Source organism: Peribacillus sp. (genome assembly GCF_059453735.1).
The window spans coordinates 1-12,970 of record NZ_JAZVJO010000075.1; the positions used below are offsets into that span (position 1 = coordinate 1).

Annotated in this window: 15 protein-coding genes; 1 reads left to right on the forward strand and 14 read right to left on the reverse strand. The window is 36.6% G+C overall.

Annotated features, from left to right (window positions below; translation table 11 throughout):
- The coding region (gene ligD / locus AC52RT_RS02475) for a non-homologous end-joining DNA ligase LigD (protein ID WP_495539280.1) at window positions 1-589 on the forward strand (589 nt) is incomplete at its 5' end.
- Window positions 590-761: 172 nt separating this feature from the next.
- Here the strand turns inward: ligD and AC52RT_RS02480 are convergent.
- The 14 genes from AC52RT_RS02480 to AC52RT_RS02545 form a co-directional block, all read right to left on the reverse strand.
- On the reverse strand, window positions 762-2,267 hold the full coding sequence (locus tag AC52RT_RS02480; RefSeq protein WP_495539281.1) for a type VII secretion protein EssB/YukC: 1,506 nt from the start codon (window positions 2,265-2,267) through the stop codon (window positions 762-764).
- A gap of 30 nt (window positions 2,268-2,297) precedes the next feature.
- Entirely contained in the window at window positions 2,298-3,095 is a 798-nt protein-coding gene (locus AC52RT_RS02485; RefSeq protein ID WP_495539282.1) for a zinc ribbon domain-containing protein, read from the reverse strand.
- Window positions 3,096-3,115: 20 nt separating this feature from the next.
- Window positions 3,116-4,039, reverse strand: a complete 924-nt coding sequence (locus AC52RT_RS02490) for a serine/threonine protein kinase (protein ID WP_495539283.1) — start codon at window positions 4,037-4,039, stop codon at window positions 3,116-3,118.
- Window positions 4,040-4,978 (reverse strand): PP2C family protein-serine/threonine phosphatase, encoded by a 939-nt coding sequence (locus AC52RT_RS02495; RefSeq protein WP_495539284.1) that lies wholly within the window; start codon window positions 4,976-4,978, stop codon window positions 4,040-4,042. It abuts the gene before it with no gap.
- Window positions 4,979-4,984: 6 nt separating this feature from the next.
- On the reverse strand, window positions 4,985-6,628 hold the full coding sequence (locus AC52RT_RS02500) for a DUF6382 and FHA domain-containing protein (RefSeq protein WP_495539285.1): 1,644 nt from the start codon (window positions 6,626-6,628) through the stop codon (window positions 4,985-4,987).
- A gap of 21 nt (window positions 6,629-6,649) precedes the next feature.
- Window positions 6,650-7,174 carry an A24 family peptidase gene (locus tag AC52RT_RS02505; RefSeq protein ID WP_495539286.1) on the reverse strand — a complete coding sequence of 175 codons (525 nt, stop codon included), beginning with the start codon at window positions 7,172-7,174 and terminating at the stop codon, window positions 6,650-6,652.
- Between the two features lie 14 nt (window positions 7,175-7,188).
- Window positions 7,189-7,761, reverse strand: a complete 573-nt coding sequence (locus AC52RT_RS02510) for a TadE/TadG family type IV pilus assembly protein (RefSeq protein ID WP_495539287.1) — start codon at window positions 7,759-7,761, stop codon at window positions 7,189-7,191.
- A gap of 172 nt (window positions 7,762-7,933) precedes the next feature.
- The gene (locus tag AC52RT_RS02515; protein WP_495539288.1) at window positions 7,934-8,581 is read right to left on the reverse strand and encodes a hypothetical protein; all 648 of its coding nucleotides are present in this window, start codon (window positions 8,579-8,581) and stop codon (window positions 7,934-7,936) included.
- A 38-nt stretch (window positions 8,582-8,619) separates the two neighbouring features.
- Window positions 8,620-8,799, reverse strand: a complete 180-nt coding sequence (locus tag AC52RT_RS02520; protein ID WP_495539289.1) for a hypothetical protein — start codon at window positions 8,797-8,799, stop codon at window positions 8,620-8,622.
- A 109-nt stretch (window positions 8,800-8,908) separates the two neighbouring features.
- A complete protein-coding gene (locus tag AC52RT_RS02525) occupies window positions 8,909-9,583 on the reverse strand; it encodes a DUF4352 domain-containing protein (RefSeq protein WP_495539290.1) in 675 nt (224 codons plus the stop codon).
- A gap of 20 nt (window positions 9,584-9,603) precedes the next feature.
- Window positions 9,604-11,772 (reverse strand): DUF5702 domain-containing protein, encoded by a 2,169-nt coding sequence (locus AC52RT_RS02530; RefSeq protein ID WP_495539291.1) that lies wholly within the window; start codon window positions 11,770-11,772, stop codon window positions 9,604-9,606.
- Window positions 11,773-11,808: 36 nt separating this feature from the next.
- Window positions 11,809-12,453, reverse strand: coding sequence for a TadE/TadG family type IV pilus assembly protein (locus AC52RT_RS02535; protein WP_495539292.1), 645 nt, complete (start codon window positions 12,451-12,453; stop codon window positions 11,809-11,811).
- Window positions 12,454-12,482: 29 nt separating this feature from the next.
- Window positions 12,483-12,671 (reverse strand): Flp1 family type IVb pilin, encoded by a 189-nt coding sequence (locus tag AC52RT_RS02540; protein ID WP_340846088.1) that lies wholly within the window; start codon window positions 12,669-12,671, stop codon window positions 12,483-12,485.
- Between the two features lie 24 nt (window positions 12,672-12,695).
- A partial coding sequence (locus AC52RT_RS02545) for a type II secretion system F family protein (RefSeq protein WP_495539293.1) occupies window positions 12,696-12,970 on the reverse strand: 275 nt, incomplete at its 5' end.

A 12,970-nucleotide genomic window follows, 5' to 3' on the forward strand; every position in this document is an offset into this window, starting at 1 on the left:
CACCCCTTTCCAGAAGTCGGGGAAAACAAAGCCGGACGAACTTATCCTAGATCTTGATCCGCCAGGACATGATCATTTTCATTTAGCCATCAAAGCCGCTCGCATTATTAAAAGCACCTTGGATACATTAAATATTTCAGCCTTTGTTAAAACGTCTGGAAATCGAGGACTTCAGGTGCATATCCCCTTACCGGCAGATGTCTTTTCTTATAATGATACAAGAATGTTCACCGATTTTTTAGGCGACTACATCACAGGAGCTTATCCAGATGATTTCACGACCGAACGAATGATTAAAAAAAGAGGCACTAAGCTCTATCTCGATTTTGTCCAACATCATGAAGGAAAAACACTAATAGCCCCCTATTCACCACGCGGCAATGATTTTGCCGGTGTCGCAACACCGCTTTATTGGGACGAACTCCAAGATGACATCCAAATTACGGACTACACGATCCTTACTGTCCCAGAAAGAATTAGAAAACTCGGCTGCCCTTTTGCAGAAATGGAAAAAGCACGATCCCAACAGCCTTTCGGAGAAGTCCTCGCCTTTTTAAAGCAAAACGGCCTCAAGCCGCCGCGGAATTGAACATAATAAAGACCAGCCTCTTTGAAAGAGTCTGGTCTTTATTTAAGTCATCTGCCATATGAATTCATTTTATTCAGCATTCTCAAACAGCTTTTATTCTATTTATTTAACCTTACCTAAGATCCTCAGTGTTTCATGAACATGAACCATGGCTTAACAATTAAAATGATAGTTAACTTTTAACGTTCTTTAATTTTTTCAGTTCTTTTTCTACTAATTTTCTTTCTTTTTCTTTCTCTTTTTTTGATAAGTTCTTATCTGACTTAATATTTTTTAATTGTTTACCCAGAATTTTAACTTTCAACGGAACGTCTCTTGTCTTTTTAGCAAAGCTATATGCTTCCTTCGAATTACCCTCTTCAAGTAAGCCGTTCGCCGCCAGAACATTTGCTCTTTCACTATCCTTCAATTCATCACCAGCAAGGGCAGTAACCTGTTGATAGTTCTTCTCCAGCCATGCTTGCTCAAGAAGAATCTCCGGCTCCATGGTTTCAATAGAAAGAAGTGCCTTGTTTGCCTCTTCTGATTTCAGCTTAACGAGTCCTTTTGCTGCCTGGACCTGAAGGGATGAATCCAGTTTAGCAGCTTTCATTAAACTGTCAGGAGTATTGAGGGCTAAATACAGATTCGCTAATACTTTTTTGTCTTCCTCAGATGGCCTTTTGATCGCTTCAAACGCTTGAATAGCTTCTTCATTCTTTTTCTGAGCCGTCAACTGATAGGCAGCTAAAAGAGTCTTTTTTTCATCCAATTCGTTTTGGAGTTTCTGCTCAACTTTCTTTTTCTCCTCCAAATTTGATGCCGAAGCTACTGAGTTTGGCTTTACTTGTAGAATATAACTACCTAGCAAACCAATAATCAATCCCAGTACTAAGAAACCAACTGCAGACAGCCAAAGCACCTTCCTAGATTTCTTTGTAGAAATTGATAGTGTTTCCTCAGAAGTTAAAGATAAATTGGGTTTCATTGCCGGAATGGATAAATCCGGTTCAGATTTTATAAAATTCACCATATTTTTCTGTTCATTTGATTTGTGTTTTTCTTTAGTAGATTTTAGATTGGATGAAGATCCAGTACTCTTAGTGTTGATTTCGGAAAGATCCTTAGCTAGAAACACTTCAATTTCCTTTAATGATTTAGCTTTTGCCAGCTGAATCAACTCTCTATCATTAAAAGAATTCAAGGGAATACCATTGTTTAGCAAATCGAAATAAGGCATACCAGAAAAAATGGATAAAATGATACACTTTATTTGATAAACGAATACCTTACCATCCTCTTGTTCAGGTGGAAGTACCGATCTGATACCTCTATAAATAAATTTCACTTTACCGTCCTGATTGCAGTAAATATTCTCAGGATGCATATACGTAGTAAATTGTGTTCCCTCTATTTTCTTCACACTAATTATTCCCTGTGCAAATTTTTGTTTCATGTACATTGAACTGTCATCCCATGTTTCCAATGGCTGAAAACCTTCTTCAAGATGGTAATGTAAGACAATCTGATTTGGTTTTAATTCCTGTTTCGTACAAGATAAAAAGAGAGAATCTTGTTTTTCTAACTCCTTTAATTGTTCCAAATCCTGAACATTAGTATCTTTTAATGGGATTTCCATGACCAGTCCTTCACTACTTTTAAACAGTACACCATGCGGTAGCAATACCTGATTTGCCAAAAGAAACACTCCTTTAGATTTTTACAATACTTAGAAGCTGAACATGAAATAACGGAAAAAAGTGTCTGCCGTCAAACCAATTAAGATAGCGAAAATACCATAGATTGCAACGATTCCATAAAAAGAATCGATTTTAGATGTAGTCAGGGTTACGAATGAATAGAAAGTAAGAATGATGGCTGCCTGAATCATAGACAGGAACAGCAAAGTAATAAAACCAAGAATGAAATCTACTCCAGTAAACGAAAAGAAAAAGAATAGAACGGAAATTGCAAGCGGTACCGTAAGTAATGATCCAAACCTTCCCAATACACTATGGAAAGACACATTTGACCCAAACATTGCTTTCAAGACGGCAAACACAATACCAGCTGCAGCAAGAAATCCAATGATTCCATAAAAAAGGACTGTAAAGAAGGTTTCAAAGAATGGTGTTCGATAGCCAAAAAAGTCCGTCCAACCACTTGTCCAAAGACTGATCTTAATGTATCCTCCAAGTGCTAGCAGTAAAGATATGATTCCAATCGTGATATATCCATAAACAAAGTCTAGAGGTCCACTTTTTTGTGCCCTTGCTAATGGAGCATTTAGGTTTTCTCGGATAAACTGCCAATAACTACTGACCGTCTCTTTAACCTTTCCACTAGGTGGTTTGCCCCCTATGGATTCTCGTTTGGATTCAACATGACCTAGGTCAAGATCTGCTGAAGTTTCCCCTGCATTAGGCTGCTTTTTAAATTCAGATAGCGTATCAAAAGCAGGAAGTCCACATTTAATACAATATTTCTCACTTGCCTTCATTTCATGTCCACACTTTGCGCACTTCATATCCTTCAACACCCTTTTCTCTAGCGATTTATTTGATCACTAATAATATATAAAACAACTCCCAAAAAGAAAGAAATTGCAACAATATATTTCACTGCCATCCATTCTGTTCCGACAAATATAGTGGATACTCTTTTATTTTCTTCCTTCGCCTTGATGAGCAGCTCCCTAGTTTGGTCTGCAGATTGCACCCTGTCGTCCGGATTTGTTTTGACTAACAACTTGATGCATTGCTTTAAACTCTTCGTCAAACCTTTTCGCAGCTCTCCAACTGGTTTTTGTGAAATATACACATATCTACCGCCAGTCAATAGATAGTACATGAGTGCCCCTAAAGAAAAAAGATCTGTTCGGGCGTCAGATTGTCTTTTTTCAAATTGTTCAGGTGCAGCAAATCCAACAGTTCCTATTTGAACTGTATCCTTAAGCTGATTATGTACGTATTTACGTGCGATTCCAAAATCAATTAACTTAATGGCTCCTTCATTGGTAATCATTATATTAGCTGGTTTTAAATCTCGATAGATAATGGGATTCGGCTTTCTCGTGTGTAGATAGTGGAGAACCTCACTAATGGTTATTCCTATTTGTATAACTTCTTCTTGATTCATTATGCTTTCTTGCTGTTCAAAACATTCCTGAAGCGGTTGGCCATTAATATATTCCTGAACGAGATAGAAATAACGATTATCTTCAGAAGAGAAAAAGTCCAAAATTTGAGGAAGGGCAGGATGATCTAATTCACTTAAAATTTTTGCTTCTGAAAATAACCTTCTCGAGATCTTTCTATTCAAATCAGCCACTTTTATTGCTACTAAGGTCTGCTTGTCTATTTCAACAGCTTGGTAGACAATAGACATGCCTCCAGATCCTATTTCCTTGACAATCTGATATTGATTTTTTAGTATCTCACCCTTTTTCAATTGGATATCATGTTTACTCATTTAGTTAACCCCGCGATTTAATTTTAAAAAGGAAAAAAAAGATGATTTTTTCTCGCTAATCTCATCCTTTTCAAAAATGTTGCGCAGCAACAAGACAGTAATATTGTCACGTGTTCCTGAATAGTTCGCTAACTTAACAAGATAATCAGCCATAGTCTGTAAGTCTGTATATTCTTTTTCTAGACCACAAAGGGTCTCCGTTATTTCCTCATTCGAAAACATAGAATAAAAACCATCACTGCAGAGCAAAAATAAATCACTAGATTGATAACTTCCCATTTGTTCCCATGACATTACTTCTTTTTTAATCCCCAAACATTGAGTTAATACATTCCTTTTTTTATGGTTTCTTGCTTCCTCTTTTGTGAGTCGACCTTTTTTAACTTCCTGTCCTACCCAAGAGTGGTCGTCTGTAAGTTGTATAATCTCGCCTTCTATATCCAGCGCCTCAGTATTCTGTAAGCGCAATACTTCTTCTACCTGTGATTTTTGTTTAGAACGAAAATAATTTTGAAAACCTACACCTCCTGCTTTTATCTGATATATACGACTATCACCAACATGACAAACGGCATAGTTTCCTTTATAAAGAACTAAGATTGATAGAGTTGTACCCGTTTTTCCCTCAAATTGAAGTAAATTTTTATTGATTTTCTGCAGTAAACTCTTCATTTCTTTCATTATATTTTTCAGTGGATGATTTTTTTTCAAAACTCTTTGAAGATGATTTTCCCACCATTCTTCAAGCATGCTTACGGCTTTTTGACTAGCCGCATCTCCACGATCATAACCACCCATTCCATCTGCAATAGCGACCATCGTAAATTCTGTCGTACCATTTTCCTCGAATTGTTTTATAAAATAAAAATCTTCATTCCTTTTTTTTACCGGACCAGTATGAGTAGACAAGCCAATCTGCCAGTATTGATTTGGAATCATTCAGCTCTACTCCCATTTAAAGTGATAATCAATCTTACCCAGGGATATTACATCCCCACTATTTAATGCATAAATTTTATAGGGAACTATATTTTCACCATTTAATTTAGAACCATTTTTGGATCCCAAATCCTTTAATCCATAGCTATCCTCAATCCTAATTAGTTCTATATGCATTCTTGAGACTCCAACTGTATCCTCCATATAATCAACTGAATCAGTGCTGCGGCCAATGGTAAAGTGATCTTCATTAATGATAATCTCTTCTAGATCACCATTTCTCTCAACCTCTAATACTGGGCGGCTGTAAGTAACCATTTCCTCATCACTAGAATCATCCTCTTCTAATAGCACTGTATCATCACTCTCAAATTGCAAATTAGTATCAACAAATCTATGCTTCACTGGACTAAAAGGTATAGGTGCAGGTACTTCCATTCTAGTATCACTTACAGACATTGAGCTCACTGAATTTTGAATTTCAAAGACAGGCAGAATGTTTGATTCAGTCTCTGTGGGTACGGGTGTAGCGAATACATTGCTAGTGTATGTCCGCTCCCCTGAGACTGCCTGCATATTATATGGATAAGATGGTATTACCTCTTTATTCATAGTTGAGATAGGTTTTTCCTGTACTTCTCTTTCCTGTACAGCCTCTTGCTTAATTTCGTTTACGCCATCTGACTGCTTGCGCGGCCTTTTGAAAAGAAAGAAAATTGTACTCACTGTGATTACTACCGTTAAGCTCGCAGAAACATATAACATTACCTGACTAGGAATGATTTCATAAACCTTCCATACAATCACTAAAAGTAAAATAGCAAAGATAGAAATATAGAATTTAGGATTCTTCTGTTCACTCTGTGGCTGCTTTTTTTCCTTCTTTTTCGTTTTCTTATTTTGCTTAGGCTGAACCTTTTCAGTTTCCTTTTTTTGTAATTCATCTTGTTGTTGAGCATGTATGGGCTGAGACTGCTCCAGCACAGTCCGATGGTCTGCTTGTCCATGAGTATGAAGGTCTGGTTGAGAATACCCCTGTTGAGGAGCCATATATGGGGCAGGTCGAAGCTGTTGTAGATTCATTAAAAGCTCTTTTAATCCATTAACGCTAAATGAAGGATCTTTTACATAACTAACCAGATGTTTCTTTTCACTGCCTTGGAAACCCTCAATTTGTTGAGAGACCGAAAGCAAGAGATCCTTAATTTCATCAAGGGTCGATTTTTCTTTTTCAAAAAACTTCACTGGTACATACGTTAAATAAAGCTGCTGTGGTTCTTTACCTATATAAATAAACGATTCTTTTAAAATATATTGATGTTCATCCAACATATACAATTTACTCGTTTCTAATGTAGTCAAAATATTAATAAAAAGCTGATAAAACTCATATGAAGTAAACGTATGCACTTTAAGATAAGCATCTAATGTCCGTTTCGATGTAATGTCATAATATAATTTTATATTGAAATCCATTTCTTCTATAGATAGTTGAAGGAGGTTTGGAATCTGATTTGACTGCATCATCCTCACTTGGAGAGGGATCAACGCCTCATCCGTTAGCTGTTCTCCATTTTTTTCATTAAACATTAAATAATGTCCGTTCTTTTGCTGGAAATCATAACCTAAATCATAGACTATTGACTTCATCGTTATTCCCCCTTTGTTCATTTAATACAGAGTATAATAGTAGTAAGTCGTTATTACTGCCGGAATTACTGCATACATAAACGGAAAACGTGTACCTTTTTCAGCTTTAAAGTTTTCAAGCTCGGTAAAATCCCTAGAAAGGTATGAACCTATCAATGCAAAAAGGGCTGCTGTCATTTTCCTTAAAAAAGTTCTAGTGAACAATAAAATAAAAATTCCGATAATACCCCCGAAAATTATGGAATACATCATTAGATAAAGGACCAACTCAACACCAACAATCGCACCAATTGCAGCAAACAGCTTGACATCACCTGCTCCCATCGCACGAAATAAATAAAGGATGAGGAAAATTAAACCGGCAGCCAGTAAGCCAAGCATAGAAAATACCAATCCAGATACTCCACTTATAATCATATGAAACATCAGCCCAAACACCATCCCAGAAAGAGTGAACCAATTGGGAAGCCGGCTGTGTCGAACATCAAGGTATAAAGCAATAAGTAAATAGCCAAATAAACAATAATCAGAAATTTGCAGCTGCAACTATGTTCACCTCCTTATGCTCCTGCCCAGAGACGCTCATAGGCTCTTTTTTGCAAAACAATTTTTTTATTGATAAATGGGGCCACAATTTTCATTTCATAGGTAACTACAATTCCGATATACGCATCCCCGCCGCCAAAACTGTTTGGCAGCTCCACTTTTTCTATTTTTAGTTTTCCTTTGCTAGCTAATCCATCATGGTGAGAGGCATCAAATTTATTCTGGGCAGGCTTCTCCAGCACAGACCCAGCGAGAGAGCCAAGAATATTGGTAATATCTATGTTGAATTCGCTTAAAACTAGATTCCCAATTTCTTTTGCCTTCTCTAGATTCAAAGCATCACCTGTGTAATTCTTGATTTTCGAATCAATAAATGCCTCACCTGAATCTTTTATCAAGACCGCAGGGTAGACATGTGCAGCAATCACTTCAGCTGTTTCACCGGCTGCCTTCTTTAAAGCCATATCGACAATAGAGATTCGAATGATGGTTGCCATGAACACAATAAATAATAGAAAAAACGGCATCACCATTGCAGCTTCTAGTGTTAAACTCCCATCCTCGCACCTGCGAAATCTTTTTAACACTAAGCTTACCTCCTCCCTTTTTGTTAGCTCCTGAACAGACTTACCTTTTTGTACATAATAAATTCAGTTTCAAACTCTACTTTAACGAAACGAATGAAAGAAGTTTATAGGCTTAGATGAAATTAAATAGAGCGTTGGCAGGCGATTTATTACCTGCCTACTGTTTTGAAGACTATTTCAATTCGCTATTCTTAATAGTCCAAACCGCATTATTATATACCGTGTTTCCTGCACGGAAACTTCTGTTTGTCATCAATAAATAGGTTTCGCTTTCATATGCCTCAAATACTGCTTCTCCACTAACAGATTCTCCTGGTTCTAGACTACCTGTAAGTTTTTTTAGACTTTCAAAATGTACAGAATCATCAGACCTTCCTGCTCCTTTTATATCTGTTACCATTTCTAATGATCCGATTTGATCCTCCGTATTGAAAGCTTTTTCTCCAACATTTTTAACACTCAATTGTGTAATAAGGAGATTACCTATTAAGGACTTTTCTCGATCAATTTCTTTAACACCTTTTACTGATTCTAAAGTTACTTCAAATTTCCCCAGAGTACTTTCAATAGTTGCTGTATCTCCAATTTTTAAATTATCTTGATCTTTAGGTGTTCCACTGGTTTTAGTATCTTTACTAGTATTAGTATCTGTCGTATCTTCAACTTCCTTATTGTCTGGATCAGATGAGGAATTTTCCTTTTCTGTTTGCTTATTTGTTTTAGCTGGATTATCCACTTGATCACCCTCATCAGAGGAACACCCCGCCAATATACCTAAGTTCATACATAGTAGCCCTATCATTATCAATACTTTTTTCATAGTTTGTCATCCTCAATCAGTTAGTATGAATAATTCACCTAAATATAGTAGCGGTTATCTACTACTTCGCCTTCTAATGCCCCCGAAACACCTAACATACTTGTCATTCTTGGCAGGAAGCATACTTTAACCGACGCAGTAGTTTCCCTACTAATATAGGTTGGAAGCTTAGTTAAATCGGCTTTCGTTTCGTGTTCAATCTCCCTTTTTGTTAACATTCATAACAAATTCAGTTTTAAACTCTACTAATCTAAACGAATGAATAAAGTTTATAGTAATTAAATAGAGCCTAAGCAGGAAATTAATACCTTTCAGCTGTCTTGAAGACTATTTCAATTCGCTATTCTTAATAGTCCAAACCGCATTATTGTATACCGTGTTTCCTGCACGATAACTCCTTTTTGTCATTAATAGATACTGATCACTGTCATTTGCCTCAAACACCGCTTCTCCACTAACAGAGTCGCCTGGTTCTAGATTCCCCGTTAGTTTCTTAAGACTTTCAAAATGTGCAGAATCATCAGGACTTCCATCCCATTCAATATTAGTCACCATCTCTAATGTATCGATTTGATCCATCGTATTGAAAGCTTCTTCTCCAACATTTTTAACAGTCAATTGTGTAATAAGGAGATTTCCCAACATTGATTCTTCTCCATCTATTTCTTTAACACCTTTTACTGATTCTAACGTTACTTCAAACTTTCCCAGAGTACTTTCAATGGTTGCAGTATCACCAATTTTTAAATTTTCTTGATCTTTAGGGGTTCCACTGCTTTTGGTGTTAGTTTCCTTTTTAGTTGTAGTACCCTTACTAGTAGTTGTATCTGATTTATCTTCAGTCTCTTTATTAGTTGCATCATCAGAAGACGAATTATCATTTTCTATTTTATTATCTGTTTTTGCCTCGTTTTCTACTTGCTCAGTTTCATCTGAAGAACATCCAGCCAATATTGCCAAGCTCATCCCTAGTAGCCCTTTCATTTTCAATACTTTTTTCATAGTTTGTCATCCTCCATCAGTTAGTATGAATAATTCACTTTCTTCTTAATATAGTAGCGGTTGTCTACTACTTCGCCTTCTAATGCTCCCGAAACACCTAACATACTGGTCACTCCTGGCAGGAACCATAATTTAACAGACGCAGTCGTTTCCCCACTTATATATGTTGGAAGCTTAGTTAAATCCGCTTTCGTATCATGCTCTATGACAGCCATTATTCTGGCGACTTTATCTCCTTCGCCATGCATAAATAGGAACAAACGAAGGTAATCCCTATAACTAGGATAAAAATTTTTTATTTTCGAAAAAAATCTAATTTTTTGCCCATCTTGTATTTGTGTCATTTGATTAGCTGTTTGAGTAATGGCAATAGCTAAAGCAGCTGCCCATGCAAAGGGGCCAGCGGCTGTTGTAGGTGTTGATAAAGCATCCAAGAGATTAATAGCAAACCGAAACGCAAATAGTTCTGTCATGGCTGCCGCATAATTGGCTCCTGATGAATGCAGGCCATACGTAATATATTCAACTTGATTATTCTCGAGTAATCCCGCTTCTGCTCCGCTTTTTGAAAAATCATGTGCTTTAAAATGGTTTAGAATATATTCGTTAATGTACGCTTTATCGCGAGAATTGATTAAGATATCACCAATAGACTTAAAAATCGTATCAACAATACTCATAGCATCCTTAGCAAAATCATCGGGATCTTCTTTATTGAATTCACTTTTACTTGCTTCGATTGATCCTTTATATTTACTTAAAAGAGCTTTGAGTTCATTATAAGCTGCCTGATCGCCCATGACTGCTTCAGCTTCACCTATCATTTTATCAAAATCCTCCATAGCCTTTTCCAGATCGTCTTCTGCTTTTTCTTCTTCCTCCTTGGTCGCTTCATCTCTATGAGTTTCCACTCCCTCAATCATGGCTAGTGCCTCATCAATAAACCCTTTTGTCTTCGTCTGTCTGCTGCTCAAATTTTGCGATTGTGTTGTCAACAAACTCCTTGATGCGTCCTTGAGTCTTGAACTACTCGTAAATGACTCAAAGTTTTTTATGTATGGTACTAACCCAATATCACCCTCTGCAGCAGTAATAGCCTGATTAATTTTCTCTTTCAAATCAATAAAAAATGATTCCTCCATGACAAAGTCAGTAATTTTCTCTCTCATATTTGCTAAATCACCGGCCCCAGGAGCATCTTTAACTGGATTTTGCGCTCCTTGTGACGCTTCGATTGCATTCGCATAATCCTGTTCAGCTTGATCACGATTTTCTGCTATTTTATCGATAATTTTCGCATTAAAAACCTCAGCCTCTTCCAGAAGTTTCAGTGCATCCTTTAAATCATCTCTTACTGCTTCGGCCTTCATATTCATTTTTGCCGTGAGTGCTGCGACATTTTTCTCGAAATCTTTTGCTTTTTCTTGCTTGTCAGCGTTCTCTTCTTCCTCTTCTCCTTCCTCTTCTCCTTCAAGTGGTACGACAATATCAAGATATTCATCAATTTGAGCAACAATGTCCTTGACGTTATTTACTTGGGGAAAGGAAGAGTTTGCTTCGCCTTTAATTAGGGTATCTAAATCATTTGCATTTCCAGCTGCAGCCTTGAGCTTATTCTTTACCTCTTCTAATTTTTCGTCCCGCTTTTTCGCATTTTTGCTGATATCGGCTATGATATCTGTAAGAGCAGAAACTTCCTTAACAGCATCAGAAACGGAGAGAAATCCTTCAATTAGTGACTCTCCGATTTCCATAGGGGCCTTGTATTTCATATCTTCAAGGATCTGATACTCAATCGTATTTTTATTTGAAAGCATTTTACCATCATCTAGAGTAGTGGTAACTTCCCCGTCGACTGGTGCTGTATCAACAAAACGAAAATAATCTCCATCTTCTTGCTTCAAATTTTCTTCAAATACTTTTTGGAAAATATCATTGGCCCCTTCTTGGCCGCCTTCAAAACCAAATAATCCATAAGATTTAACATCTTGATTGTAGGACGACATAGTAGAACGTATCGCTGCTTTTGCCGCTTGGTCTGCATCTCGTTCCGCTGCCATTATACGAATAAAATCAATTAATACGGCATTAAAAACAAAAAGGAGAAGGGTAATAATGATTGCATAAATAGTGACTGCTCCATTTTCATCGATAACAAATTTATGAAAGCCTCTTTTTATCCATTTCATTTATTCCTTCTCCTTTTCTAGATATATTGCTTTAAACTATTTTTTTTTACTTTTAAATTGTGTAATGTACCCTTTGTATTGGAGTGCTTCTTCAGATAAATAAATAACAAAATCAGTATTTCTAATAAATTCCACTGGCTCTGTTACAGCCCGGCTAGCTTGTGCCTGCATGATATTCATTCCGAATAATTTCTCAACGGTTGGCGGAAGATACAAAGGCTGCTTCAATGAGACAACAATACTGTTCAATCCTTTATTACTTATTACCCCATTTGAATAGCTTACCTCCCCAGTAACCCCACCCGGTATATTACTAACTAACTCAGAATGTAGTTTTTTACCAATTAATGGATCCTCCCCTCCAAAGTCTAATTCGAATTTGGAAAGGATACTGTTACTTGTAAGGCGCCAATATAAACCATCTCCATTATCAGTTGTATATTGACTAAATGCTCCCGTTTTAACATCTTTGGAACTGTTATTCCACACAAACGCTACGTTATCCGCAATTCGATTTGCTTCAAATTGAAGAATGGATTTATAGTAGATGACTAGACTAAAGAGGATAAGACTCATCGTGATGATCAGAATCATTGGGAAAATCATCGAAGCTTCTATGGTGAAATTACCAGAATCACTTTTAATAAATGTTTTGACTGTTCTTTTCTGATATCTTTCCACGTTTACCACTTTCCATCTTCGTTTTTTTATTATTCGCCTTGGAATTGTGTAACTTTTCCATCACCAAAATTTAATAGACTAGTAACCCAACTCGTGATTTTTTCTCTAAATGCTAAAGCAATTACGACAATAACAGCAATAATTAACATCATTTCAAGTGTTTGTAAACCTTCTTCGTCATTCCAAAATTTTGATAACCAACTAGAAAATTGTTTCATTTTAATTCCTCCATATAATTTTTTTTATAATATTGATATTGCCGGATAACCTACAATAATCATCATGGCAATAAAAATCAAGATTAGTGGAAATACGAGCTTCGATGAGGCTTCTTCCCCCTTGGTTCTGGAAATACTTTTCCTTTTTTCCCATAGGACTGTTGATAATTCTCGAAGCGATATAATTAGATCCTGACCGCCTTTGCGATAGTTAAGCAGGACCGTAGTAGTAAATAGGGATACTTCCTGTATTCCGCATTTTTTACTAAATTCATTCATGACATGTCCGAAAGGTTCAT